Genomic DNA, 25,405 nt, shown 5'->3' on the forward strand with positions numbered 1-25,405 from the left:
CCGGGCGTTAACCCTCCTGGGGGTAAGCGGATACGAAGCGTGTTTGTATCCAGCGTATAGGGCTAGGGCATAGATGATCGGCAAGCTGTGGGGCCTTGTGGCCAGCCTATTGGTGGTCGTGACGTTGGCGGCATGCTCTCCGCTCGAGGGCGATGGGCGCCATCTCGTGCCGCTGTCGGGCGCGGCCAAATCGCGGCTGGCCATGATGGGCTCGACGCCGGAAGCGGCGATGATGGTGCGGATCTTCAAGGAAGAAGATACGCTCGAGGTCTGGAAGCAGCGGCGCGACGGGTCCTATGCGCTCTTTCAATCCTACGACATCTGCACCTGGTCGGGCGAATTGGGTCCCAAGATGCGCGAAGGCGACCGGCAGGCTCCCGAAGGCTTTTATACGATCACCCCGGCGCTGCTGAATCCCAATTCGAGCTATTACCTCGCCTTCAATCTGGGCTTCCCCAACAAATACGACCGCACCTATGGGCGCACCGGCAGCCATCTGATGGTGCACGGGGCGTGTTCGTCGGCGGGGTGCTATGCCATGGAAGACGACCAGATCGCGGAAATCTACGCGCTGGCGCGCGAAAGCTTCAAGGGCGGGAACCGGTCTTTCGAGGTGCAGATCTTTCCCTTCCGCATGACGCCGCAGAACCTCGCCAAACATCAGTCGAGCCCCCATCTCGAGTTCTGGAAGAACATCAAGGAAGGCCACGACTATTTCGAGGTGGCCAATCATCCCCCGAGCTGGGACGTGTGCAACGGGCGTTACGTGTTCAACCAGCCCACCGCCGCCAATGCGGCGGGCTCGATGGCGGGGGCGTGTCCGGCGGTGAGCGCCGATCCCACCATCGTTTCGGCGTTCCTTGCAAAGCAGGATGCGGACGCAACGGCGCTTTCCACCGAGATCACCCGGCTGGCAAACGCCGAACAGGCGCGGGTGGCCGCCGCCGAGCAGCGCGAGCGCGCCGCCGTTGAAGCTGCCGAACGCGGCCGGGCGATCAACGAGGCGGTCGACGGGTTCTTCAACGCCCTCTTTTCTCCCTTCGGCGGCGGCACGCAAACGGCAGAGGCCGAGCCGGGCACCTAGATCATTTCAGGTCTTGATGGAAACGGCCTGCCACGGCGGTTGGGGTTGAATCGCGCCGGATTCCAGGAACGAGTCCCGGAAATGACATCGGTGATTTTGGCCGATACCTGCCCCGTTCCCGCTTGTCCCCCCTGGATTCATTGCCGGGGTCCGGACCGAACCCGCCGCAATCGCGGGAACTTCGACGTTTCCGTCAAACACTGATCTGCTCTAATTCTGCTCGTCGGGCAGGTTGGGCAGCGGCATGAAGGTAATGCCCTCTTCGGCGAGACCGGCGACCTCGTCCCCGGTCGCCTCACCGTAGATGCCGCGCGCTTCGGCTTCCTCGTAATGGATCTTGCGCGCTTCCTCGGCGAATTTGTCGCCCACGTAATCGGCATTCGCCGTCATCTGGTGCTTGATCTCGCGCATCGCGGCGATGAATTTGGCGTGCTCGGGGTGGCCGGTCGAAAGCGAGACGGTTTCCTTTTTCGTTGCAACGGCAGGCGCCATCAGCGCCTTTTCAATTTTTTGCGAATTGCACACGGGGCAGGTCAGAATCCCGCGCGCCGACTGTTCGTCGAACGCCTCGGCGTTCCTGAACCATGCGTCGAACCGGTGCCCGGCCTCGCAATTGAGCGTATACTGGATCACGTGTCTTCAATCCCTATAAAGTCTCGAGCGTGAAATCCCGCCCGTTCGACAGGGCGGGCACCCTTTGCCGCGCCACGTCCACCGCGTCAAGGTCAAGGTCGGCGAAGATGAGCTTTTCGGCATCGTCTTCCGCCGAGGCGATCACCTCGCCCCAGGGCGCGACCACCAGCGAATGACCATAGGTCGCCCGCCCATTCTCGTGGGCGCCCCCTTGCGCCGCGGCAAGGATGAAGCATCCCGTTTCGATGGCTCGTGCCCGCAGGAGCACGTTCCAATGGGCCGCGCCCGTCGGAACCGTAAAGGCCGCAGGGACAGCGATCACCTGCGCCCCGCCCTGCGCCAGCGTCCGGTAAAGGGATGCAAACCGCATGTCGTAGCAGATCGAAAAACCCAGCCGGAAATCGCCCGTATCGGCAACGACCGCCCGTTCGCCGTCCCGGTAGGTCGCGCTTTCGCGGTAAGCGTTAAGCCCGGGAATGTCAGCATCGAACAGATGTATCTTGTCGTATGTCGCCCTGATCGCGCCATCGGGCGCGAACAGCACCGAGCGGTTGGCGAATTTTTGGTCATCGAGCGCGATGGCGAGCGAGCCGACATGCAACCACAGCCCCGCTGCCCGTGCAATTCGGGAAAGCCGGGCAATATCGGCATTGCCCTCCCAGCCCCCGGTACGCTCACGAAGCATATCGCGGCTCTCGGCGAAACAGACGCTCATCTCCGGTGTCAGCACATAGCTTGCGCCACCGGCCCGGGCATCGAGCGCCATTTTCTCGATCGTATCGAGGCTATGCGCAGGCTCGATCCCCGTGCGCATCTGCGCGAGGGCGACCCGAACGGAAACGCTCATGCCTCTTGGCCCAGCAGGGGATCGAGCTTGCCCCGCCGGTCGAGCGCCGCCATGTCGTCATACCCCCCGATATGGGTCGCGCCGACAAAGATCTGCGGCACCGTGCGGCGGCCATGCGCGCGCTGCACCATCGCGGCGCGCAATTCAGGTTCCAGAACGCTGATTTCTTCGTACGGTACGCCCTTTTCGTCCAGCAGCGCCTTGGCCGCGTGGCAGTAGGGGCAGGTGGGCGTCGTATAGATCTCGACCTTTGGCATGGGGGTAAAAAAGGCTCCGGTTACAAACTAGCTATACTGTCATATCGGCATCGAACACAACGCGGGCAAAGGTCATCACATCGATGGCGCCGGCGCCCTTGCGCCTGAGCATCCGTGCAATGGCCTCGACCGTTGCGCCGGTGGTCAGCACATCGTCGACGAGGACGACCCGCCGACCGGCCAGCCGGCGTTCGGCGCCGGGCCTGAGCCGGAACGCGCCATCGACATTGCCGGCCCGTTGCCGGGCGGTGAGCCCGACCTGCTGGCGTGTGGGGCGATGCCTTTCGATCATGTCGGTGTCGAGTGGCAGGTTTGCAACCCTGCCCAGCGCCCGCGCCAGTTCCCCCGCCTGGTTGTAGCGCCGCGAAAACTGCCGCCGCCGGTGCAGCGGCACCGGCACGAGTACCGCGCCCTCGCCCAGTATCTGATGACCCGCACCCGCCATCATCCGCGCGCAGAACAGCGCCAGTTCGGGCCGGTCGCCATATTTGAGCTTGGCAATGATGGCCCGCGCCACCTCGTTATAGGTCACCGCCGAGCGCGCCCGGTCAAAGGCGGGCGGAACGGCGATCGCCTTGGGCGAAACCGCGCCCGCGCCCATATCGGTCTCGAACGGCAATCCCAGAATCGGGCAGAGCGGTGCGCTGATCGGCACGAGCTTTCCCCAGCAGGTCGGGCACAGCCCGTCCGGCGTCCCCACCGCGCGGGCGCAGGCAAGACAGACGGGCGGGAAGAGCCCATCGAGCACGAGGCGGCCCAACCCGCGCGCGCCTTCGAGGGCCCTCCGGCCAATCGGTGTTTTGACAAGCCCGGCTTCGCTCTCCATAAGGGCACAGCCTAACCCGCAACCCGCTGCCGGACCAGCCTCGATGGCACCCACCATTTTCGACCGCCCCCTCCTCGCCCGCCGGCTCACCCGGCGCGCATCCGCCGATGACTGGGTCACCCGTCATGTGCTCGATGAATTCCACGAGCGCCTGAGTCTCATCACTCGCGATGTCGAAAAGGCCGCCATCCTCGGCCCCGACGCCACGCTGCTGCCGGATCGGGGCGCGACGGCCAATGGGAGGTTCACATTCGAGACATTCGCAACCCTTGCCGGGCCCGAAACGGTCGACGCCGAAAACCTCGAGCTTCCCGCCAGCGACTACCAGCTCATCGCCTCGGTCCTCGACCTTCAGGCGGTCAACAACGTTCCCTCATATCTCGAAGCGCTCCGCCGCCATCTTGCACCCGACGGGCTGATGATGGCTGCCGCCATCGGGGGCCGCTCGCTGACTGAATTGCGCGATGCCTGGCTTGCGGCGGACGTGGAAATGAGCGGCGGGGTCGTGCCGCGCGTTGCCCCCATGATCGATGTGCGCGACGCGGGGAACCTTCTCCAGCGCGCCGGGTTCGGCCTGCCGGTCACCGATGTCGATACCCATGACGTGCTCTATGCCGACCCGCTCGCCCTGATGAACGACCTCCACAAGCTGGGCGCCACCAACCCCTTGGCCGCCCGCGACCCGCGCCTTACCTCGCCTCGCCGCCTGATGCGCGCAGCAGAGATTTACGCCGAAAAATTCTCCGCTCCCGATGGCCGCGCCCGCGCCACCCTCGAAATCCTCTGGCTCTCGGGCTGGGCGCCTCACGAAAGCCAGCAAAAGCCGCTGCAACCCGGTTCGGCCAAGGCGAGTCTGAAGGATGTGCTGGGGGGCAGGGGATAGTCTCCGGCACTCCTTATGGGTAATCGTTTGTGGCCCCATCGTGGCCATCTCTGGTTCTGTTAGGCGCCCTAAATCCATCCCAAACACAATGTCACCCCGGTATTCATTACCGGGGTCCAGAGCGGTCTCCACCGCAAGCTCCAGATCAATCTTTTCAACGGATAAACTTTCCTCAAAGCAGATCGCACAATGGCGCGATCAGCGGCTCGTCGGCGGGCGGCATCGGGTACTCGCGCAATTTCTGCGGCCGCACCCATTTGAGCGCGGTGTGCTCATGGCTCACGGGCGTGCCCTGCCATTTCCGGCACACATAAAGCGGCATCAGGAGGTGGAAATCCTCGTAGGCATGGCTGGCAAAGGTCAGCGGCGCAAGACACGCCTCTTTCGTTTCGACGCCAAGCTCCTCGGACAGTTCGCGGATCAGCGCGGCTTCCGGCGTCTCGCCCGGATCGACCTTGCCGCCGGGAAATTCCCACAGCCCGGCAAGCTGCTTGCCCTCGGGGCGCTGGGCGATCAGGACGCGCCGGTCGGTGTCGACCAGCGCACAGGCGACGACGAGGACGATCTTCACGAGCGATAGCTTCCGTTGATGTCGATATAGCCATGGGTGAGATCGCAGGTATAGACCGTGGCCTTGCCGCCCCCCAGCCCGATATCGGCGGTGATCTCAAGTTCCTCGCCCTTCATGTAGGCGCTGGCGGCGTTCTCGGAATAGTCGGGTGCCCGCTCGCCCTGCCGCGCCACGACGATGTCGCCGAAGGCGATCTGCAACAGGTCGCGGTCGGCGGGCTCGCCCGCCTTGCCCACCGCCATCACGATCCGCCCCCAGTTCGCGTCCTCCCCCGCGATCGCGGTCTTGACCAGGGGGGAATCGGCGACCGCCCGGGCGATGCGTCCGGCGCTCTCGTCGCTCACCGCGCCGGTGACGTTGACGGTGACGAACTTGGTCGCCCCTTCCCCGTCCCGCACCACCTGCATGGCAAGATCGAAAAGCACCGCCTGAAGCACGTCCCCGAAGATTTCGGCGCGCGGGTCATCGAGCGAGGTTATGGGCGCGATGTCTGCCTTGCCCGTGGCAAAAGCGAGCAGCGTATCGGAGGTCGAGGTGTCGCTATCGACCGTGATGGCGTTAAAGCTCGTTTGGGTATGGCGCGCCAGGAGCGCCTGCAGGACCGGGGCGGCGATGGGCAGGTCGGTAAAGACGAAACTGAGCATCGTCGCCATGTCGGGCGCGATCATCCCCGAGCCCTTGGCGATCCCCGCGATGGTTATATCCACGCCGTCGATCGCCACCGTTTTCCCCGCGAGCTTGGGAAACGTATCGGTGGTCATGATCGCCTTTGCAGGCTCCATCCACGGTGCATCGGCCAACTCCCCCGCGAGCTTATCGAGCACGCCCTCGAACTTTCCCGCATCCAGCGGCTCCCCGATCACCCCGGTCGAGGCAAGGAACACCTCGTTTTCCGCGCAGCCCACGGCCCGCGCCGCGATTTCGGCGGTCAGGCGCACGGCTTCTCGGCCTCTGGTTCCCGTAAAGGCGTTGGCATTGCCCGAATTGACCACCAGCGCCCGCGCCTCGCCGCCTGGAAGATTGGCGCGGCACCAGTCGACCGCCGCCGAAGGGCAAAGCGAACGCGTCAGGACGCCCGCTACCGCCGTACCGGCATCGAACACGGCCAGCAGCACGTCTGTGCGCCCCTTGTAGCGTATCCCCGCCTCGGCGGTCGCAAAGCGAACACCTGGGACGGGGGCAAGGTCGGGAAAGGATCTGGGCGCGAGGGGGGAGACCGGATGGGCCATTTTTGTTGCTTTCGGAAAGCCTTCAACTGGCGTCCGATGTGCCTCAAACCGGGAACCGGCGCAAGGGGGACCGCCCCTTGCGCCAAATTGCTCAAGGCAGGGGCTTAAAGTCCGCCCTGCGCCTCGACCGCTTCGGCCAGATCGGCGTCGGGAATGTCGATCTCGGTTTCCGCCTTGAGATCGCCTACGATGCGCGAGAAATTGTCGTAGAGCACCTGCTGGGCCACCTGCTGGCGCACCTGGTCGAGCGTCGGAGCCGTGGTCACGCGCCGGTCTTCGAGCTTGATGAGGTGCCAGCCGAACTGGCTTTCGACCGGCTCGGACAATTGGCCCGTTTCGAGCGCAAAGGCGGCTTCCTCGAAAGGCGCGACCATCATGCCGCTGGAAAAATAACCCAGATCCCCGCCGGTGGCGCGGGTGCCGTCCGTGCCGTATTCGGTAGCGGCGTCCTCGAAGGACTTTCCGCCCTCGATCTCGGCGCGGATCAACTGGGCTTCCTCGAGGGTCGGCACGAGGATGTGGCGCGCGCGCACCTCGGGCTGCGCCTCGAACCCGGCCACCATCTCCTCATAGGCCGCCTCGACCGCCTCGTCGGTCACCCCCGCCTCGACCACCTCTGCGAAAAAGGCGCGGCGCAGCGAGCGTTCCTCGAGATAGTCGAGCCGGCGCGCGAAAATATCGCTCTGGTCCAGTTCCGCCTCGCGGGCGGCATTGGCCATCACCTTCATGTCGATCATTACCGTCAACAAAAAGGCGCGGTGCTCGGTCGGCGGGATCGACTGCAATTCGGCGGCCAGATCCTCGGCGGCGAACATGAGATCGGCTTCGGTGATGGGCTCGCCGCCGACCGTCGCAACGACCGTGTCGGGCGAGGTTTCGTCCTGCGCAATCGCGGGCGCGACGCCAAGGCCGGCAACTAGGACCAGCGGGACCGCAAATCCGCGAACCGCCGCACTGAGCCGTGCGGCCAATGAAAATGACATGATGAAAACCTTCTCCTTAGACCTTCCGGTCCCCCAACGCGGGCTGGTTTGGCTGATTTTGCCAGCGTTGACAACCCTATCCGGCACTCTTACATGTCCCGGACGCGAATTCCCGCGCCTCTTGTGGCCCGCGCCCGACGACTGCCGCATTTTCTCCTTTTGCGTGCCGGGAAGTGCTTCCTTCAAGGGGCGTGAAACCAGAACAGGTCCAAAGGACAATCAGGCCATGGCTCTTGCTGCGCTTGCGCGAAAGTTTTTCGGTTCGGCCAATGACCGGCGCATCCGGAAATACCAGCCCCTCGTCGATGCGATAAACGCTCTGGAACCCGAGCTTGAAAAGCTCACCGACGAGGAACTCGCCGCCCGTACCGTCCAGTTCAAGGCCGAAGTGGCCAACGGTAAAAAGCTCGAAGACCTGATCGTTCCCGCTTTCGCCACCGTGCGCGAAGCGTCCAAGCGCACGCTGGGTATGCGCCATTTCGACGTCCAGCTCATCGGCGGCATGGTGCTCAACGAGCGCGCCATCACCGAGATGCGCACCGGCGAGGGCAAGACGCTGGTGGCAACGCTCGCCGCCTATCTCAACGCCCTATCGGGCAAGGGCGTTCATGTGGTCACCGTCAACGACTATCTGGCCCGCCGCGACGCTGACTGGATGGGCACCATATACCGCTTTCTGGGGCTCGAGGTGGGCAATATCGTCCACGGGCTCAGCGACGTCGAGCGCAAGACGGCTTACGACGCCGACATCACCTATGGCACCAACAACGAGTTCGGCTTCGACTATCTGCGCGACAACATGAAATATTCGCGAAGCCAGATGGTCCAGCGCGGGCACAACTACGCCATCGTCGACGAGGTGGACTCCATCCTGATCGACGAGGCGCGCACCCCGCTCATCATTTCCGGCCCCTCCCAGGACCGGTCCGAGCTTTATACGGCAATCGACAAATACATACCCCTGCTCGACGAGCAGGATTATACCATCGACGAAAAGCACCGCGCCGCGAGCTTTACCGACGAGGGCATCGAAAAGCTCGAGGAACTGTTGTCGCGCGATGGGCTTATCAAGTCCGGCTCGCTTTACGACATCGACAACGTCTCGGTCGTCCACCATCTCAATTCGGCGTTGAAGGCGCACAAGATCTTCACCCGCGACAAGGACTATATCGTGCGCAATGACGAGGTGGTGATCATCGACGAGTTCACCGGGCGCATGATGCCCGGCAGGCGCTATTCGGAAGGCTTGCACCAGGCACTCGAAGCCAAGGAGAACGCCAAGATCCAGCCCGAGAACCAGACGCTGGCCTCGATCACCTTCCAGAACTATTTCCGTCTCTACGGCAAGCTGGCGGGCATGACCGGCACCGCCGATACCGAAGCGGCCGAATTTGCCGACATCTACGGCCTCGATGTCGTGACCATCCCCACCAACCTCCCCATCGCCCGCGTCGATGAGAACGATGCGATCTACCGCACCATCGATGAAAAGTTCGACGCCATCACCGATCTCGTGGCCGATTGCCGTAATCGCCGCCAGCCGGTGCTTGTGGGTACGACCTCGATCGAGCGCTCCGAAATGCTCGCCGAGCACCTGAAGAAAAAGGGGGTCAAGAACATCCAGATCCTCAACGCCCGCCACCACGAGCAGGAAGCCCAGATCATCGGGCTTGCCGGCGTGCCGGGCGCCGTGACCATCGCCACCAACATGGCGGGCCGCGGCACCGATATCCAGCTCGGCGGCAATCTCGATATGCGCGTCGCCGCCGAGACCGAAGGGCTCGAAGGCGAGGCGCGGGAAAAGAAGATCGAAAAGATCAAGGCCGAGATCGCCGAACTCAAGGCCGAAGCGCTCGAAGCGGGCGGGCTGATGGTCATCGGCACCGAGCGCCACGAAAGCCGCCGCATCGATAACCAGCTTCGCGGCCGCTCGGGCCGCCAGGGCGACCCCGGGCACTCGCAGTTCTTCGTCTCGCTTCAGGACGATCTGATGCGCCGCTTTTTCCCCGAGCGCATGGAAAAGATCCTGACCTCGCTGGGCTTGAAGGACGGCGAATCCATCCAGGACGGCCTCGTCACCAAGGCCATCGAGCGCGCCCAGACCCGCGTCGAGGCGCACAACTTCGATATCCGCAAGAACATCCTCAAATATGACGACGTGATGAACGATCAGCGCAAGGTGATCTTCGAGCAGCGTCTTGAACTGATGGATGCCGAAACCGTCACCGACACCATCGCCGACATGCGCCACGACGTGGTGGATTCGGTGATCGCCAAATCCTGTCCCGACCGGTCCTATCCCGAGCAATGGGAAATCGAGCAGCTTGGTGCCGCGCTCAAGACCTATCTGGGGCTCACTCCCACGCTCGCCGAATGGGTCGAGGAAGAAGGCATGGACGTCGAGGTCCTGCGCGAACGGCTGACCCGGCTGGCCGACGAATTTGCCGCCGCCAAGACCGCCCGCATCGGGGTCGAGACCATGCGCCAGATCGAGCGTTCGATCCTGTTGCAGTCGATCGACGGGCTGTGGCGCGAGCACCTCATCACCCTCGATCATCTCTCCAAGGTTGTGGGCTGGCGCGGGCTTGCCCAGCGCGATCCGCTCAACGAATACAAGCAGGAAGCCTTCGAGCTCTTTGCCCAGTTGCTCACCAATCTGCGCGAACTGGTGACGACGCAGATGAGCCATTTCGAGATCCAGACGCGCCCGCCCGAGCCCCAGGCGCCCGATTCCTCCCAGTTGCAGGCCACCCATATCGACCCTCGGACCGGTGAGAACGAAGTCGCCGAATCCGCCGCGCCGCAGGGCCAGCTCTCCGCCGAGCAAATGGCCCGCACCCGCCGCAACGATCCCTGTCCCTGCGGCTCGGGGAAAAAGTTCAAGCACTGCCACGGGGCGTATTGAGCGCATTCTGATCCGGTCTGCAGCATCGCTGGCTCCCTCATCCGACCTTTCGCTAGCGCGAAAGCCCACCTTCTCCCACGAGGGGAGAAGGGTAATCCTGCGGATGTTTCGGTTTTTGAGCCCCCCTCTCCCCTCGTGGGAGAGGGGTTGGGGGTGAGGGGGGCAGCGATGCCAGCCACCTCCCTCGCCGGACCGACCGGCAGGCTTAACCCCCCGTTAACCCCCAATACAATTTTTCTTAAATTGCCCCCATCCCGCTAATCGCCGGTTCAAGCTGGTGTGTGATATTCTCCCGTTTGACTAAGGCAGGCGCTATACCCCTGCGGTTCGGCAGTGGCAGGGCATGCCCCCGCGCCGGGCAGAGGGATGTGATTATTGTGCTTTAAAGGAGGCACAATATGACGATTGGTCAGGTTACCATCAGTGCTGCGGACTGGATCGCCTCGCGCGTCAGCGATCGCATGGCGCTCGTTGCGGCCGGCCAGCGCGCCAGTCTTGCCCAGCAGACCGGTTCCGCCGCCATCCAGCCATCCGATGAGAACACCGGCGCCCAGCTCGACCGCCGCGAGCGCGAGCGGGCCGCGCTTGCCGCGCAGGAAAGCTACAAGCGCGTCGCCCAGCGCATCAAGGCCCGGCTGGCCAACCCCCTGCCGCCCCCAGAGGATGCAAGGCCCGCCACCGGGCGGGCTGTGCCGACCGATGCCTTGCGCGGCACGGCAAAGTTCCTCGCCACGGTCATCGCATCGGAACAAAAATCGGAGGCGCCCGGCCAGCCCGGCGCGGCCCCATCACGCTCCGATCCGCGCTTCGGGCTCGTTGAGGGCGAACCAAAAAAAGCAAAGGACCGGCAGGCCGCGTCGGTCGCAGAAAAAGAGGCCGTAAAAGAGGCGCAGATCCGCATCGCGCTTGAGCGCGAAAGAGCCCTTGAAGCGCTCAACCAGACGCCGCTCTTTGAAACGGGCCTGTGGGACGACCTGTTCGTTGCCGACGAACTGGCCGAAAAGGGCTGATACCCGCCCCATTCCCGTTTGATTCATACACAGGCAACCGCCGGTGTCGCGGCAAGGCAGGCCGGCCATCCGGTGCGTTCATTACAAGCAAGGCTCATTGCCCCCTCTCCGCCTTGCCACGCCTTACACTGTCGTTGCTTCAGCCTTGGCAAACAGCAGCATATAGTTTACCGCCATGTCCTGGCTCGGGCCCCACTCGTTTTTCAGCGGATTGAACGTAACGCCGGTTTCGTCGATCTTTTCCAGCCCGTGCCGCCGCGTGATCGAGATGATCTCGTCGGGGGTCAGAAATTTTTCGTATTGGTGGGTGCCTTTGGGCAGCCAGCCCAGCACGTATTCGGCGCCAACGATCGCCAACGCAAAGGCGCGCGCGGTGCGGTTTATGGTGGCAAGGAACATCAGCCCGCCCGGCTTGACGAGGGCGGCGCAGCTTTGAAGATAAAGCGGGACATCGGCCACGTGTTCGACAACTTCCATGTTGAGCACGATATCGAACTGCTCGCCCGCTGCGGCCAGCGCTTCGGCTGTGGTGGCGCGGTAGTCGATCTCGAGCCCGGACTGCCCGGCGTGGATTTTGGCGACCGCGATGTTCTTTTCGCCCGCATCGGCGCCGACGACGTCAGCCCCCAGCCGCGCCATGGGCTCGCACAAAAGCCCGCCCCCGCAGCCGATGTCGAGGATGGACAGACCCTCGAAGGGCCTCAATGATTTCTCGTCGCGGGCAAAATGGGCGATGGCTTTTTCGCGGATATAGGCAAGGCGGACGGGATTGAATTTGTGCAGCGGCCTGAACTTGCCGCTGGGGTCCCACCACTCCTCGGCCATCTTGTGGAATTTGCCGATCTCGTCGGGATTGATCGTGGTGTCCGCCATGGTTCGGGGTCCCGCCCTGATGTGTGTCGCCGCGTCAACAGGTGGCCGCTCGCCTGCCTCGAGTCAAGCGCGGCAGGGTCGCAGCACCCTCAAGCATATTGCAAGGCCACCGGCTTTGTGGCACTCACCGCCGCGAAACGATTGAACGCGACCGGGCCGACCTCACCGGCAAATCCGGTTCAACGGGACTTCTTGAGCATGGCGCGTATTGTGATGAAGTTTGGCGGCACCTCGGTTGCCGATGTCGAGCGCATCCGGCAGGCGGCACGGCACGTCAAGCGCGAGGTGGATGCCGGCCACGAGGTGGCGGTGGTCGTTTCGGCCATGTCGGGCAAGACCAATGAACTCGTGGGCTGGTGCACGGAAGCCTCCAAGATCCATGATGCGCGCGAATATGATGCGGTGGTCGCCTCGGGCGAGCAGGTGACGGCGGGGCTGATGGCCATCGTGCTCTCGTCGATGGGCGTCCAGTCGCGCTCCTATGCGGGCTGGCAGGTGCCGGTCAGGACCGACGACAGCCACGGATCGGCACGGATCATGGACATCGATCCGGCAAATCTCAACGAACGGCTGTCCTCGGGCTGGGTACCGGTCATCACCGGCTTTCAGGGGATTTCCGAGCGCGACCGGATCACGACGCTGGGGCGCGGGGGGTCCGATACGAGCGCGGTGGCGATCGCGGCCGCCGTCAAGGCCGACCGGTGCGATATCTATACCGATGTGGACGGGGTCTATACCACCGATCCGCGCATCGCCCCCCGGGCGGGGCGGCTCGAGCGGGTGGCGTTCGAGGAAATGCTCGAAATGGCCTCGCTGGGCGCCAAGGTTTTGCAGACCCGCTCGGTGGAACTGGCCATGGCGCAGGGCGTGCGGCTGGTCGTGCGTTCGAGTTTCGAGGACCCCGAGGCCGGCAACGCGCCGGGCAGCGAATGGGGTCAGGCGGGCACGCTTGTGTGCGATGAGGATGAGATCATGGAAAAGCAGATCGTTTCGGGCGTCACCCTGGCGCGGGCCGAAGCCAAGATCACCCTGCGCAAGGTCAAGGACAAGCCGGGCATCGCCGCCTCGGTCTTCGGGCCCCTGGCCGATGCGCGGATCGTCGTCGACATGATCGTCCAGAACATTTCCGATGACGGGCAGATCACCGACATCACGTTTACGGTTCCCGACAGCGAATTCGACAAGGCGATGGGCGTCCTTAAAAATACCCCCGAGATCGAATATGAATCGATTTCAGGGTCCAAGGGCGGCGCCAAGATTTCGGTGGTCGGGGTCGGCATGCGTTCCCATGCCGGCGTTGCGGCCTCCATGTTCAAGGCGCTGGCGGAAAAAGGGATCAACATCCAGTTGATCACCACCTCGGAAATCAAGACGTCGGTCCTGATCGACGAGGAGTATGCCGAGCTTGCAGTCCGCGCCCTCCATACCTATTACGGTCTGGACAAGGCGTAAGAAAGCGGGCGGCCGTCCCGCGGGGAAGAGCAATGGTTACAGCAATTGGCGGTCCGCGCGTTCTGTTACGTCAGTTGCGCGAGACCATGGCCGAGCCGCTGGCCAGCCAGGAACGGCTCGACAAGATCGTCGATCTCATCGCCGCCAACATGCGCGCCGATGTGTGCTCGTTCTATGTCCTGCGCGACGATGGCGCGCTCGAACTGTTTGCGACCCACGGCCTCAAGCGCGAGGCGGTGCACGTCACGACCCTCAGGCTGGGCGAGGGGCTCGTGGGGCTGATCGCGGCGGAAGCCGAGCCGCTCTCACTCCAGAACGCGCCCGAGCACCCTTCCTTTGCCTATCGCCCCGAAACCGGGGAAGATCCCTATTTCTCGTTTCTCGGCGTGCCGGTCCTGCGGGCCGGGCAGACGCTGGGGGTGCTGGTCGTCCAGAATCAGGAGCGGCGCGCCTATGGCGAGGACGAAACCGAAGCGCTCCTGACCACGGCAACGCTGCTCGCCGAGATGATCTCCACTTCGGATTTCGATTCGCTGGTCAAGCCCGGCTCGGACATCGACGTCAGGCGCACGCGTATGTTCAGGGGGGTGGGCTTTTCCGAAGGCATCGCGCTGGGTGAGGTTGTCCTGCACGATCCGCGCGTCGAAGTGACCAATTTCGTCGCCGACGACACCGATGCCGAAAAGGTCCGGCTCGAGGATGCGTTAAGGACCATGCGCGTCTCGATCGACGACATGCTCAATTCGGGGGACATGCAGATCCCCTCCGATCATCGCGAGATCCTCGAGAGCTACCGGCTTTTCGCCCATGACCGGGGCTGGGTGCGCCGGCTCGAGGAAGCCATCGATTCCGGGCTGACGGCGGAAGCGGCGGTCGAGCGGGTACAGAACGACACCCGGGCGCGCATGCTGCGCCAGACGGACCCCTATATCCGCGACCGTCTGCACGATCTCGACGATCTGGCCAACAGGCTGCTGCGCATCCTGACCGGCAATGGCGCGGGCGCGGGCAAGAAACTCCCCGAAAACGCGGTGCTGGTCGCGCGCAATATGGGCCCGGCCGAACTGCTCGAATACGACCGCACGAAACTGCGCGCCGTGGTGCTCGAGGACGGGGCGGCGACCGCGCATGTGGCGATCGTCGCGCGCTCGGTGGGGCTGGTGGCGGTGGGGCAGGCTGAAAGCGTCGTCTCGATGAGCGAGGACGGCGACGACATCATCGTCGACGGCTTCACGGGCGCGGTGCATCTGCGGCCCTCGCCCGATGTCGAGGCGGCCTATGTCGAAAAGGTACGGCTTTCGGCCAAGCGCCGGGCCCATTACGCCGCGCTCAAGGACAAGCGCCCGGTCACCCGCGACGGCATCGAGATCACGCTGTTGCAGAATTCGGGGCTTTTGGCCGACATGGGCACCCTCGAAGAGTCCGGTGCCGAGGGAATCGGGCTGTTCCGCACCGAACTCCAGTTCATGATCGCATCGAAAATGCCGCGCGTTTCCGATCAGGTCGAGCTCTATACCGAAGCCATGCGGCAGGTGGGCGACAAGTCCATCGTCTTCCGCCTGCTCGATATCGGCGGGGACAAGGTGGTGCCTTATATGCGCTCGATGGCCGAGGAAAACCCGGCCATGGGCTGGCGGAGTTTGAGGCTGGCGCTCGACCGCCCGGCGCTTTTGAGGACACAGGTGCGCGCGCTCTTGCAGGCGGCGCGGGGTGGGACGCTCAAGATTCTCGTGCCCATGGTCACCGAGACGGTCGAATTCCTGAAGGTCAAGCGGTTCATCCTCAAAGAGCACGACAAGCTGCCCAGGCTGGGGTTCCCCACCCTCGAAAGGCTGGAGATCGGCGCGATGATCGAGGTGCCTTCGCTGCTTTTCGAGCTCGATCGGCTGCTGCCCGAGACCGATTTCGTCTCCATCGGGTCGAACGACCTCATCATGTTCCTGACGGCCACCGACCGCGCCAATCCGCGCGTTGCGGCCAATTACGACCCCATTGCGCGCCCGCGCCTCAGGGCGCTCAAGATGATCGTCGATGCAGCGCGGGACCATGGCAAGCCCCTGACCATGTGCGGAGAGCTTGCCGGGCGGCCGGTAGAGGCGCTGGCGCTATTGGCCATCGGCATGGACCGGCTTTCGATGGGCGCCTCCTCGGTGGGTCCGATCAAGGAAATGATCCTGGGGCTGGACCTCGCGCCGGTGCGCGCGGCGATGGCCGAATTGCTCGATGATGGCGCGTGCGAGGATACGCCGCGCGACCTTCTGGCCGAACTGGCGGAGCGCCAGGGGCTTTCGCTTTAGTTTTTATTTTTGCTGGAATTTCCGATGGCGCAATTGCCCCACGACAAGCTGGATGCCCTGGAACGCCGCTTCGATTCGATCGAGCATGCCATGTCGGCCAATCCCGACCCGGACAATTATGTCAGGCTCTCCAAGGAATATTCCGAGCTTTCGCCGATGGTCGAAAAGATCAGGGCCTATAAGGGTGCCCTATCGGACCTCGAGGGCGCGCGGGAGTTGGCAGGATCGGGCGATGCCGAAATGGCCGAGCTTGCCGAGGCGGAGATCGGGGAGCTGGAAGAAACCCTCGAAACGCTGGCCCAGGATATCCGCATCCTGCTTTTGCCCAAGGACGCGGCGGACGAGAAAAGCGCAATCCTTGAGGTGCGCGCCGGCACGGGGGGCGACGAGGCGGCGCTTTTCGCGGGCGATCTTTTCCGCATGTACCAGCGCTACGCGGAAAACGAGGGCTGGCGGGTGACCGTCATGGAAACCTCGGACGGGGATGCGGGGGGCTACAAGGAAATCGTCGCTTCGATCTCGGGAGCGGGGGTGTTCGCCAAGCTCAAATACGAATCCGGGGTGCACCGCGTGCAGCGCGTGCCCGATACCGAAGGTTCGGGCCGCATCCATACCTCGGCGGCAACGGTCGCGGTGCTTCCCGAAGTCGAGGACATCGATATCGATATCCGCCCCGAAGACATCCGGATCGACACCATGCGCGCCTCGGGCGCGGGCGGGCAGCATGTCAACACCACCGATTCGGCGGTGCGCATCACCCATATCCCCTCGGGGATCGTCGTCACCTCGGCGGAAAAATCCCAGCACCAGAACCGGGCCAACGCCATGAAGGTGCTGCGCGCCCGGCTCTATGACGAACAACTCCAGAAAGCGTCGTCCGAACGCGCCGAGAGCCGCAAGAGCCAGGTGGGCTCCGGCGACCGCTCCGAACGCATCAGGACCTATAATTTCCCGCAAGGGCGGGTGACCGACCACCGGATCAACCTCACTCTCTACAAGCTTCCGCAGGTGATGGCCGGGGACGGGCTGGGCGAGATCATCGATGCGCTGATCACCGAGAACCAGGCGGCGCAGCTGGCGGCGATGGAGGGCAATGGGTGAGGCATCGGGGCGTGTGGCTTCACCCCTCCCCAGCCCTCCCCATCAAGGGGAGGGTGTTTCCTTTGCTTGGTAGCTTCCAAACGCGCAGGGCCAGCGCCTCCTCCCTTGTGGGGGAGGCTGGGAGGGGGGATTCGGCGAAGGCCGAAATGGCCTGCCTTTCGAGGGGTGAGGGCAAGCGATGTCTCTGACCCGCGGCCAGCTCTGGCGATCCGCGCGGGACCAACTCGCGAGTGTGGGAATCGAAACCGCTGCGCTCGATGCGCGCGTGTTGCTGGCGCATGGCCTCGGGCTCGACCGTACGCAACTGATCGCATCGGAGGCCGAGCCGGTGGGCGATGCGGATATCGCCGCCTATGAAGCGCTCGTTGCCCGCCGACTCGCTCGCGAGCCCGTGGCCCGCATCGTAGGGCGGCAGGAGTTTTACGGGCTCGATTTCTCTCTCAACGAAGCCACCCTCATCCCGCGCCCGGAGACCGAAATGCTGGTCGATTTCGGTATCGCCCGGCTCAAGGGGCGCCAGGGAGCGACCATCCTCGATCTGGGTACGGGCACCGGGTGCATCGTGCTGTCGCTGCTTGCAAATCTTCCTGACGCAAAAGGGGTGGGGGTCGATCTTTCGGTGCGGGCGCTGGCGCAGGCGCGGGAAAATGCCGTGGTGTTGGGGCTGGACAACCGGTTCGCGGCGCTGGAGGGAAGCTGGTTTGCTCCGGTCGAGGGGCGCTTCGATCTTATCGTGGCCAATCCCCCCTATATCGCGAGCGATACGGTCAAGGAGCTTGCGCCCGAAGTTGCGCTATATGATCCGGGGCTGGCGCTCGATGGCGGGCAGGACGGATTGGAGCCCTATCGGGCGATCGCGGCGGGGGCGGCAGATCATCTCGATCCCGGCGGCGTGCTGGCGGTCGAGATCGGTTTCGATCAGGGCGCGAGGGTTTCACGCTTGCTTGAAGATGCAGGTTTATCCGGCGTGGGGGTTGAAAAGGACCTTGCGGGACACGATAGAATGGTGGTGGCCGCGTTGCCGGGTTTACCGTGATGTGCGGCATTTTGGGGGATTGGGAATATTCTTCTTGGAATATCGGGGCGATGAGGTTAGGTTGCTCCCGCTGATGAGGTGTTTCGTACGCCTCGATGGCCCCCACCCGAACATCTATGTCGTTCAAACTGCCGCATGAGCGGATTGTTATGCAACGCGGGTTCTGGACGATGACGGGAGTGGCCGGGCTTCAGCCTTTTTGGGGACTCCAGAATGTCGGCGCGTGCGGCCTTTCGAAAAGGCCCGTTGTCGCGTGATCTCGATGGTCCGGCCCGGTGGCCGGATGCAATCGGGGACCCTTTGAAGTTAGTGCATTCCTTCACGAAGTGTGTTGAAGCGAGCAGATGAGACCAAACCAGCAGAACAACAAGCAGCGTTCGCGCGGCCGGAACAGCAATCAGCGGCGCGGCGGTGGCGGCAATCCCTTGTCGCGCAATTACGAGAGCAACGGTCCGGATGTGAAAATCCGCGGCAATGCCGCCCATGTCGCCGAAAAATACGTCCAGCTCGCGCGCGACGCGACCGCATCGGGCGATTCGGTGATGGCGGAGAACTATCTCCAGCACGCCGAACATTATTTCCGCATCATCCTTGCCGCGCAGGCCCAGTATCAGCCGCGCCAGGACCAGTTCGCCGAAACCGGCAACGAGAGTGACGAGGACGAGAGCGAGGTCCAGGCCGCCAATGGGGAGGCCAGCGAGGCGCCCCAGCAGGCAGCACCAGAAAATGACGAGGCGGAAAGCGGGCGCGAAACCCGCCGCCAGCCGCGCCAGCGCCGCGTCCGCCGTGAGGAGCCTGCCGAAACCGAGGCCCAAGCCGAAACCGGCGAGGCGGCGCCCGAGGCCGAGCAGGCCGCGGGCGAAGCCGAGGAAAAGCCGCGCCGCACCCGGCGTCCGCGCCGCACGACGCGCGCCGCCGAAGGCGCCGACCCGGCCGAAGCGCCCCAGCCCGAATTGCCCGCCTTTCTGACGGCGGGCCGGGAAGCGGCGGCGGAATAGAGCCGCGCGTTTACCTGCCGACCCCTCGCTTCTCCGGCGAAAGCCGGAGTCCATGCCACACGCCTTGTGGCTGTTGCATGGAAATGGATCCCGGCTTCCGCCGGGACAGCGATCGTGGGGAATGGATGGTTCTGGTTGCAAGCAAGATCAATTCGGGCCGGGCGGTTGCGTCCGGCCCTTTTTCTTTTTGCAAGCGCGCCTATATCAACCTTTGACACGAGGTCAGTGCCGCGATGCGGGCTGGTCTTGTAATCCAGACCAACGCTTCGGGCGTTCGTTTTCATGCCGGTGCCGGGTGAAGCGCAACGTGCCAGCAAAAGGAGAGTTGAAGCGATGAATATCGAAAAATATACCGAGCGGGCACGCGGGTTCATCCAGAGCGCCCAGCAGCTCGCACTATCGCGCGGCCACCAGCAGTTCGTGCCGCTCCACATCCTCAAGGTGCTCGTCGATGACACCGAAGGCATGGCCTCGGGGCTGATCGAGCGCGCTGGAGGCAACGGGCAGGCGGTGCGCGCCGGCGTCGAGGAGGGGTTGAACAAGATCCCGTCCGTTTCGGGCGATGGCGGCCAGATCTATCTCAGCCGCGAGCTGGCGCGGGTTTTCGCGACGGCTGAAGAGGCGGCAAAAAAGGCGGGCGACAGTTTCGTCACCGTCGAGCGCCTGCTTTTGGCACTGGTGATCGAAAAGGACACCGATGCGGGCAAGGTGCTTGCGTCCGCTGGCGTTACCCCCAACGGGCTCAACGCCGCCATCGAAGCGATCCGCAAGGGGCGCACCGCCGACAGCGCCTCTGCGGAAAACACCTATGACGCCTTGAAGAAATACGCCCGCGATCTCACCGAAGACGCGCGCGAAGGCAAGCTCGACCCCGTCATCGGGCGCGACGAGGAAATCCGCCGCACCATCCAGGTGCTCTCGCGCCGCACCAAGAACAATCCCGTCCTCATCGGCGAGCCGGGCGTGGGCAAGACCGCGATCGCGGAGGGCCTGGCGCTCAGGATCGTCAATGGCGACGTGCCCGAATCATTGAAGAACAAGAGCCTGCTCGCGCTCGACATGGGCGCGCTGATCGCGGGCGCCAAATATCGCGGCGAGTTCGAGGAGAGGCTGAAAGCGGTCCTCAACGAGGTGACGGCTGCCGAAGGCCAGATCATCCTGTTCATCGACGAGATGCACACGCTGGTGGGCGCGGGCAAGGCCGATGGTGCGATGGATGCGTCCAACCTTTTAAAGCCCGCCCTGGCGCGCGGCGAGTTGCACTGCGTGGGCGCAACCACCCTCGATGAATATAAAAAGCACGTCGAAAAGGATGCCGCGCTCGCCCGGCGCTTCCAGCCGGTATTCGTGTCCGAACCCACGGTCGAGGACACTATCTCGATCCTGCGCGGGTTGAAGGAGAAATACGAACTGCACCATGGCGTCCGCATCTCGGATTCGGCGCTGGTGTCGGCGGCGACGCTCTCGAACCGCTACATCACCGACCGGTTCCTGCCCGACAAGGCCATCGACTTGATGGATGAGGCATCGGCGCGGCTGCGCATGGCGGTGGATTCCAAGCCCGAGGCGCTCGATGAACTCGACCGGCGCATCATTCAGCTCAAGATCGAGCGCGAGGCGCTCAAAAAGGAAGAGGACGAAGCCTCCAAAACCCGCCTTCTCCGGCTCGAAACTGAACTTGCCGGGCTGGAAGAAGAATCCGACGCCATGACCCAGCGCTGGCTGGCTGAGAAAGAAAGGCTGGCGGGTGGCACCAAGCTCAAGGAGCAACTCGACCAGGCACGGACCGAACTCGAACTGGCCCAGCGCAAGGGCGATCTGGCGCGGGCGGGCGAGCTTGCCTATGGCGTCATCCCCGATCTGGAACGGCGATTGAAGGATGCCGAAGCCCATGAGGCGCAGCCCGATTCCGATATGGTCGAGGAGGTCGTCACCCCCAATCATATCGCGCAGGTCGTCTCGCGCTGGACCGGGGTGCCGGTCGACAAGATGCTCGAGGGCGAGCGCGACAAGCTGCTGCGCATGGAAGACGAACTGGGCAAGCGCGTCATCGGGCAGGCCGAGGCCGTCGAAGCGGTTTCCCGTGCCGTGCGGCGCGCGCGCGCAGGGCTGCAGGACCCCAACCGGCCCATCGGTTCGTTCATGTTCCTTGGCCCCACGGGCGTCGGCAAGACCGAATTGACCAAGGCGCTCGCGCAATTCCTTTTCGACGACGAAACCGCGATGGTCCGGCTCGACATGTCCGAATTCATGGAAAAGCACGCGGTCGCCCGCCTCATCGGGGCGCCTCCGGGCTATGTCGGCTATGAGGAGGGCGGGGTGCTCACGGAAGCCGTACGCCGCAGGCCCTATCAGGTGGTGTTGTTCGACGAGATCGAAAAGGCGCATCCGGACGTCTTCAACGTGCTGCTCCAGGTGCTCGATGACGGGCGGCTGACGGACGGGCAGGGCCATACGGTCGACTTCCGCAACACGCTGATCATCATGACCTCGAACCTTGGGTCCGAATATCTCGCGGCCCAGCCGGACGGGGAATCGGTGGAACTGGTGCGCGGCAAAGTGCTCGATACCGTAAAGGCCGCGTTCCGGCCCGAATTTTTGAACCGCGTGGACGAGATACTCCTGTTCCACCGGCTCGAACGCGGCCAGATGGGCGCCATCGTCGGCATCCAGCTCCAGCGCCTGCAAAAGCTGCTCGATACCCGCGAGATCGCGCTCGAAGTCACCCCTGCGGCGCGCGACTGGCTCGCCGATGAAGGTTACGATCCGGTCTATGGGGCGCGGCCGCTCAAGCGCGTCATCCAGCGTTCGGTCCAGGACGAGATGGCCGAAAAAATGCTGGCGGGCGAGATCATCGATGGTTCGACCGTCAAGGTCGACGCGGGCGATGGCTCGCTCCTCATCACGCCGGTGCTCGAAGGCGAGGCCGTGGACGCAGCGGCACAGTGAGTGCTGCCTGCAATGCCTAAATGAAAAAGGCCCCGGAGACGGGGCCTTTTTTGTTCGGGGGGCTTGACCGCGGAAGGGCCGAAAGCCGGCCCTTCCGCCCGTTTCCCGTCTTTGCCCGGCGTCGAAGAAGGATTGCGGGATCTCGTTTTTTATGAGAACATATACGGAACAGATGAAAGGGAAGCGAATGCAGGTCACCATCAATTATCTCGAGCTTTCGAGCGACGATATTGCCGCGAGCAAGGCTTTTTTCTCTTCGGCTTTCGGCTGGGGATTCACCGATTACGGTCCGGGCTATGCCGGTTTTGAGGACGCGGGCCTCGATGGCGGGATCGAACAGGCCGGGGACGGGCGCACGCCGCCGCTCGCGGTGCTTTACGCCCCCGATCTCGATGCCGCCGAGGCGGCGGTGCGGTCGGCGGGGGGTGAGATCGTCAGGGCGCAGTTCGATTTCCCCGGCGGACGGCGGTTCCATTTCCGCGAACCGGGCGGCAATGAACTGGCGGTCTGGAGCGAGGCGAAAGCCTGACGCAGCATGTATCGTTTGAGAGGCAGACAAATTGGACGAGACGAAGCCGAGGACCCCGCGTGACGTTTCGCGCGCGCCCGCCGGGAGGGCCAGTGAAATCCATAGGGCGGCTTTAGAGTGCCTAACAAAACCAGAGATGGTCACGATGGGGTTTGGACGAGTCGGATGCAAGGACAGGCGCGCGGGCGATACCGGGGGTATCGCCAAGCGGCTGGACACGGCAGCCGGCCGTCCAAACCCCACCTGCGGCGCGCGGAATTTGTCCATCCGCTGCGTTCCCGCGCTTGCCGATACCTCGGTATCGGCTGCACGCGGCGCCTTGCGGGCTGAACAAATTGCGCGCGTCGTGGCCGTCTCTGGTTCTGTTAGGCACTCTTAGCCCGTCATGGATTTCACGGTGCGGCCCGTGAGGCCATCAGTTCGACGCCACGGTAACGTTGGGATCGGCGTCATGGATCATGAGCGCGCGGATCTGGGCCACGGTGTTGTCGAAGGTGGGGCGGTACTGGGGGGGCAGGGAGTTGGCCCGGGGCAGCTTGACCGCGAGGGGGTCGACCGTGTGGCCGTTGATCTTGATTTCGTAATGCAGGTGCGGCCCGGTGGAAACGCCGGTCGAGCCGACATAGCCGATCACCTGTCCCTGACTCACCCGCGTGCCCGGCGTGATGCCGTCGGCAATGGCCGACATGTGGCCATAGGCGGTGTTGTAGCCATTGGCGTGGCGGATCTCGACGTAGCGCCCATAGCCCGAGAACCATTGCGCGCGTTCGATGACGCCGTCCCCGCCGGCATAGATCGGCGTGCCGGTGCGGGCGGCGAGATCTGCCCCGGTATGGAGACGATAGTCGCCGAAAACCGGGTGCTTGCGATAGCCGTAGCGCGAGCGCAGCGTGCCGCCGCCTTCGAGCGGCCGGCGCAGGAGGAACTGCTTTCCGGTCTCGCCGTCGGGGTTGTAGAAGTCGATCACCCCGTCGTCGGTGCGAAAGCGGAACAGTTCGCGCACGGTATTGCCCAGCTTGAGGCTGACATAGAGCAATTCCTGATCTCCGCTCTCCGGCGAGCCCGAGAGCAGCATGTCGATTGAATCGCCCGGCGCGATACGGCGTGTGAGGTCGAGATCGTAGGCATACATCGCCGCGATGCGATCGATGACCGTATCGGACAGGTCATGTTTGCGGCCCGTCTCCCAGAGAGAACGGTAGATCGAGGGCAGATTGGCGAGGTTGACCTCCTCGGTGTCCTCGTCGGTAAAGGCGATGGTGGGCGGTTCAAGCGCCAGCACATACTGGCCGCGGTCGGTCAGCGCCACGGTCACCCGATGGCTGGTGCCCGAATAGATGCTGATGCGATAGGGAACGAGCGATGTACTGCCGCGGACGGGCCCGAGCAGGATGCGCAGCCGCGCCCCTTCGGGCAGGACCGTGGCAGGATAGACATTGCCCATGGCGCGGGTGACAGCCGTCACCATCTGGGGCGTAAAACCATTGCGAATCAGCGCATCGGTCAGCGGGGTTTCCTCGCGGATCATGAGCACGCGCTCGGTGCGCGACTGGCTTGCGTCCTCGGCGGCGCGCGTCTTGGGCAGCACGGTGACGTTCTCGGCAAAGCCCACGATCGGCGCCGTGGCGGCGGGGCCGGCGGCCAACTCGCGCAGGCTGCCCGCGCCGAACCCGGCATAGGCCATGAGCGAGGTGTCTTCCTCGGTGTAGGCGCCCTCGACCGAGAGGCGCACGAACTGGGCGGCGCTGATGTCCGAGACGGCGCGCGGCGGCGCGAGATCGAGCGCGAGCGAGGCGGTGCGCACCGTCACTTCACCCTCGACATCGGCGCCGTAAATGTCGGTGCTGACCAGATCGGCGGTGTCGCTGGCGCGCAAGGGTTCGTTGCGGGCGAGAAGGGCCACCGGGTCGTATTCGGGGATGTCGTCGGAAAGGGCTGTCGCCGCGGTGGCCAGCGTCGCCTCGATACGGGTGAAAGGCTGGTTGCGGATGCGGGAGGCGCCATCGACCTCCTCGCGGATCGAGGCTTCGATGACCTGCCGGTCCGAAAGGGTCTGGGTCACCGGTTTGGCGCGCCGGGTCTTGGCAAGCAGCGAATCGGCCGAAGCGGTCGAGATATGCTCTGGCGCGGCGATGGCGAGCGCTTCGAAGGGGGTGGAAAAGGTGTCCTGACCCTTGAACGAGACCTGCAGCGCGGCGGCCATGAGAAGAAAAGAGGTCACCCCGGTCAGCACCGTACCGGCCAGCCATGCGAAGTTGAGTTCGCGCCCCTGGGGCAACGCACCCTCGGAGGATTTCACCGTCAGGGCCGGCGAATCCTCAAAGCCCGTCGCCCTCAAAAGGGCGGCATGACGGTTGCGCTGGGCTGCGTTCAACTCATATCCCCCGACCGTCCGGTCTTTCCGGTCCGTGCGTTTGAAAAAGGGATGGACGCACAAACATGTCGTGTCAAGCAATCAGCGGGGTCCCGCGAAAGGGCCGGCTGCCGAGTATCGGTGATGGAGCGTAAATGAGGCCAAACTTGGAAACCGGACCGCGCTTTTCCCAAGGTTTGCGGGGCACTGTCAAAAAAGAGTCATTTTAGGCAAAACCCTTGTTGACAGGGCAAGGGGCGGCACCTATAACGCCGGAACTGCAGACGCGGTGGCGCCCTCAGCGCCTAACGTTGTGGTTCTCAGGGACAAGGCGGGATGCTCTGCCGGATCGCTCCGGTTGGTCATCATCGTTTTCCCGGGGGCCTGCAGGAAACGCCGGGGCGTTTGCTTTTTGACATTGTTGTTTATTTGGAAGGGAAACGTGGGCTGCGGTTTGTGTTGTTGCCTTTGGATTTAGGTTCAGGGGTTATTTGCGGACACGACTGATACGGTGCACGTTTTTCTATTGAGGTACACTCTTTATTCTGGCGTTTATGCGCTGGAATTGGTGTGTGTCCTCGTCAATGTG

Annotated in this window: 20 protein-coding genes; 11 read left to right on the top strand and 9 right to left on the bottom strand. The window is 63.8% G+C overall.

Annotated features, from left to right (window positions below; all coding sequences use genetic code 11):
- The first annotated feature begins 73 nt into the window (after nt 1-73).
- A complete protein-coding gene (locus tag DQG18_RS03090) occupies nt 74-1,084 on the top strand; it encodes a L,D-transpeptidase family protein (protein WP_116652730.1) in 1,011 nt (336 codons plus the stop codon).
- Between the two features lie 210 nt (nt 1,085-1,294).
- Here the strand turns inward: DQG18_RS03090 and DQG18_RS03095 are convergent, their stop codons facing one another.
- From DQG18_RS03095 to DQG18_RS03110, 4 genes are read right to left on the bottom strand one after another with little or no spacing between them, the layout of a single operon-like run.
- A complete protein-coding gene (locus DQG18_RS03095) occupies nt 1,295-1,717 on the bottom strand; it encodes a DUF1178 family protein (protein ID WP_116652731.1) in 423 nt (140 codons plus the stop codon).
- Between the two features lie 13 nt (nt 1,718-1,730).
- Complete coding sequence (locus tag DQG18_RS03100) at nt 1,731-2,564, bottom strand: carbon-nitrogen hydrolase family protein (protein ID WP_116652732.1); 834 nt, start codon at nt 2,562-2,564, stop codon at nt 1,731-1,733.
- The gene (grxC, locus tag DQG18_RS03105) at nt 2,561-2,821 is read right to left on the bottom strand and encodes a glutaredoxin 3 (protein ID WP_116652733.1); all 261 of its coding nucleotides are present in this window, start codon (nt 2,819-2,821) and stop codon (nt 2,561-2,563) included. The genes DQG18_RS03100 and grxC overlap by 4 nt, the downstream gene beginning before the upstream one ends.
- Nucleotides 2,822-2,852: 31 nt before the next feature.
- Entirely contained in the window at nt 2,853-3,704 is an 852-nt protein-coding gene (locus tag DQG18_RS03110) for a ComF family protein (protein WP_245958342.1), read from the bottom strand.
- Between DQG18_RS03110 and DQG18_RS03115 the strand changes: the two genes are divergently transcribed.
- Nucleotides 3,691-4,530: a malonyl-ACP O-methyltransferase BioC gene (locus DQG18_RS03115; RefSeq protein WP_116652735.1), complete on the top strand. Its 840-nt coding sequence runs from the start codon at nt 3,691-3,693 to the stop codon at nt 4,528-4,530. The two genes, DQG18_RS03110 and DQG18_RS03115, sit on opposite strands and share 14 nt — an antisense overlap.
- 172 nt (nt 4,531-4,702) lie before the next feature.
- Here the strand turns inward: DQG18_RS03115 and DQG18_RS03120 are convergent, their stop codons facing one another.
- The 3 genes from DQG18_RS03120 to DQG18_RS03130 all read right to left on the bottom strand — a co-directional run bounded on the left by DQG18_RS03120 (nt 4,703) and on the right by DQG18_RS03130 (nt 7,313).
- Nucleotides 4,703-5,101, bottom strand: a complete 399-nt coding sequence (locus tag DQG18_RS03120) for a (deoxy)nucleoside triphosphate pyrophosphohydrolase (RefSeq protein ID WP_116652736.1) — start codon at nt 5,099-5,101, stop codon at nt 4,703-4,705.
- Nucleotides 5,098-6,330 carry a bifunctional glutamate N-acetyltransferase/amino-acid acetyltransferase ArgJ gene (gene argJ, locus DQG18_RS03125; RefSeq protein ID WP_116652737.1) on the bottom strand — a complete coding sequence of 411 codons (1,233 nt, stop codon included), beginning with the start codon at nt 6,328-6,330 and terminating at the stop codon, nt 5,098-5,100. The genes DQG18_RS03120 and argJ overlap by 4 nt, the downstream gene beginning before the upstream one ends.
- A gap of 104 nt (nt 6,331-6,434) precedes the next feature.
- Nucleotides 6,435-7,313, bottom strand: a complete 879-nt coding sequence (locus tag DQG18_RS03130) for a peptidylprolyl isomerase (RefSeq protein ID WP_157969977.1) — start codon at nt 7,311-7,313, stop codon at nt 6,435-6,437.
- 226 nt (nt 7,314-7,539) lie between these two features.
- Between DQG18_RS03130 and secA the strand changes: the two genes are divergently transcribed.
- Both secA and DQG18_RS03140 read left to right on the top strand, forming a co-directional pair.
- Nucleotides 7,540-10,218 carry a preprotein translocase subunit SecA gene (gene secA / locus DQG18_RS03135; protein WP_116652739.1) on the top strand — a complete coding sequence of 893 codons (2,679 nt, stop codon included), beginning with the start codon at nt 7,540-7,542 and terminating at the stop codon, nt 10,216-10,218.
- 398 nt (nt 10,219-10,616) lie between these two features.
- Nucleotides 10,617-11,228 carry a hypothetical protein gene (locus DQG18_RS03140; protein ID WP_116652740.1) on the top strand — a complete coding sequence of 204 codons (612 nt, stop codon included), beginning with the start codon at nt 10,617-10,619 and terminating at the stop codon, nt 11,226-11,228.
- 123 nt (nt 11,229-11,351) lie between these two features.
- Here DQG18_RS03140 and ubiG read toward each other — a convergent pair whose 3' ends face one another.
- Nucleotides 11,352-12,101, bottom strand: a complete 750-nt coding sequence (ubiG, locus tag DQG18_RS03145; RefSeq protein ID WP_116652741.1) for a bifunctional 2-polyprenyl-6-hydroxyphenol methylase/3-demethylubiquinol 3-O-methyltransferase UbiG — start codon at nt 12,099-12,101, stop codon at nt 11,352-11,354.
- Nucleotides 12,102-12,299: 198 nt separating this feature from the next.
- Between ubiG and DQG18_RS03150 the strand changes: the two genes are divergently transcribed.
- From DQG18_RS03150 to DQG18_RS03180, 7 genes are all read left to right on the top strand, one after another.
- Entirely contained in the window at nt 12,300-13,553 is a 1,254-nt protein-coding gene (locus DQG18_RS03150; protein WP_116652742.1) for an aspartate kinase, read from the top strand.
- 32 nt (nt 13,554-13,585) lie between these two features.
- Nucleotides 13,586-15,850 carry a phosphoenolpyruvate--protein phosphotransferase gene (ptsP, locus tag DQG18_RS03155; RefSeq protein WP_116652743.1) on the top strand — a complete coding sequence of 755 codons (2,265 nt, stop codon included), beginning with the start codon at nt 13,586-13,588 and terminating at the stop codon, nt 15,848-15,850.
- Nucleotides 15,851-15,874: 24 nt separating this feature from the next.
- On the top strand, nt 15,875-16,951 hold the full coding sequence (prfA, locus tag DQG18_RS03160; RefSeq protein ID WP_116652744.1) for a peptide chain release factor 1: 1,077 nt from the start codon (nt 15,875-15,877) through the stop codon (nt 16,949-16,951).
- Nucleotides 16,952-17,129: 178 nt separating this feature from the next.
- Nucleotides 17,130-17,987: a peptide chain release factor N(5)-glutamine methyltransferase gene (prmC, locus tag DQG18_RS03165; protein ID WP_116652745.1), complete on the top strand. Its 858-nt coding sequence runs from the start codon at nt 17,130-17,132 to the stop codon at nt 17,985-17,987.
- 344 nt (nt 17,988-18,331) lie between these two features.
- On the top strand, nt 18,332-18,985 hold the full coding sequence (locus DQG18_RS03170; protein ID WP_116652746.1) for a DUF4167 domain-containing protein: 654 nt from the start codon (nt 18,332-18,334) through the stop codon (nt 18,983-18,985).
- A gap of 333 nt (nt 18,986-19,318) precedes the next feature.
- On the top strand, nt 19,319-21,934 hold the full coding sequence (clpB, locus tag DQG18_RS03175; protein ID WP_116652747.1) for an ATP-dependent chaperone ClpB: 2,616 nt from the start codon (nt 19,319-19,321) through the stop codon (nt 21,932-21,934).
- A gap of 172 nt (nt 21,935-22,106) precedes the next feature.
- On the top strand, nt 22,107-22,463 hold the full coding sequence (locus tag DQG18_RS03180; RefSeq protein ID WP_425454207.1) for a VOC family protein: 357 nt from the start codon (nt 22,107-22,109) through the stop codon (nt 22,461-22,463).
- A gap of 415 nt (nt 22,464-22,878) precedes the next feature.
- Here DQG18_RS03180 and DQG18_RS03185 read toward each other — a convergent pair whose 3' ends face one another.
- Nucleotides 22,879-24,837 (bottom strand): M23 family metallopeptidase, encoded by a 1,959-nt coding sequence (locus DQG18_RS03185; RefSeq protein WP_157969978.1) that lies wholly within the window; start codon nt 24,835-24,837, stop codon nt 22,879-22,881.
- Nucleotides 24,838-25,405 lie beyond the last annotated feature (568 nt).

The organism is Pelagibacterium sediminicola (genome assembly GCF_003390885.1).
Classification (GTDB): domain Bacteria; phylum Pseudomonadota; class Alphaproteobacteria; order Rhizobiales; family Devosiaceae; genus Pelagibacterium; species Pelagibacterium sediminicola.

Bases quoted from the DNA above. Each gene is read 5' to 3' on its own strand.
- DQG18_RS03170 (WP_116652746.1), top strand. From the start codon at position 18,332: ATGAGACCAAACCAGCAGAACAACAAGCAGCGTTCGCGCGGCCGGAAC.
- DQG18_RS03100 (WP_116652732.1), bottom strand. From the start codon at position 2,564: ATGAGCGTTTCCGTTCGGGTCGCCCTCGCGCAGATGCGCACGGGGATC.
- DQG18_RS03150 (WP_116652742.1), top strand. From the start codon at position 12,300: ATGGCGCGTATTGTGATGAAGTTTGGCGGCACCTCGGTTGCCGATGTC.
- DQG18_RS03140 (WP_116652740.1), top strand. From the start codon at position 10,617: ATGACGATTGGTCAGGTTACCATCAGTGCTGCGGACTGGATCGCCTCG.
- DQG18_RS03090 (WP_116652730.1), top strand. From the start codon at position 74: ATGATCGGCAAGCTGTGGGGCCTTGTGGCCAGCCTATTGGTGGTCGTG.
- grxC (WP_116652733.1), bottom strand. From the start codon at position 2,821: ATGCCAAAGGTCGAGATCTATACGACGCCCACCTGCCCCTACTGCCAC.
- ptsP (WP_116652743.1), top strand. From the start codon at position 13,586: ATGGTTACAGCAATTGGCGGTCCGCGCGTTCTGTTACGTCAGTTGCGC.
- ubiG (WP_116652741.1), bottom strand. From the start codon at position 12,101: ATGGCGGACACCACGATCAATCCCGACGAGATCGGCAAATTCCACAAG.
- secA (WP_116652739.1), top strand. From the start codon at position 7,540: ATGGCTCTTGCTGCGCTTGCGCGAAAGTTTTTCGGTTCGGCCAATGAC.
- clpB (WP_116652747.1), top strand. From the start codon at position 19,319: ATGAATATCGAAAAATATACCGAGCGGGCACGCGGGTTCATCCAGAGC.
- DQG18_RS03180 (WP_425454207.1), top strand. From the start codon at position 22,107: ATGAAAGGGAAGCGAATGCAGGTCACCATCAATTATCTCGAGCTTTCG.
- DQG18_RS03110 (WP_245958342.1), bottom strand. From the start codon at position 3,704: ATGGTGGGTGCCATCGAGGCTGGTCCGGCAGCGGGTTGCGGGTTAGGC.
- argJ (WP_116652737.1), bottom strand. From the start codon at position 6,330: ATGGCCCATCCGGTCTCCCCCCTCGCGCCCAGATCCTTTCCCGACCTT.
- prfA (WP_116652744.1), top strand. From the start codon at position 15,875: ATGGCGCAATTGCCCCACGACAAGCTGGATGCCCTGGAACGCCGCTTC.
- DQG18_RS03130 (WP_157969977.1), bottom strand. From the start codon at position 7,313: ATGTCATTTTCATTGGCCGCACGGCTCAGTGCGGCGGTTCGCGGATTT.
- DQG18_RS03115 (WP_116652735.1), top strand. From the start codon at position 3,691: ATGGCACCCACCATTTTCGACCGCCCCCTCCTCGCCCGCCGGCTCACC.
- prmC (WP_116652745.1), top strand. From the start codon at position 17,130: ATGTCTCTGACCCGCGGCCAGCTCTGGCGATCCGCGCGGGACCAACTC.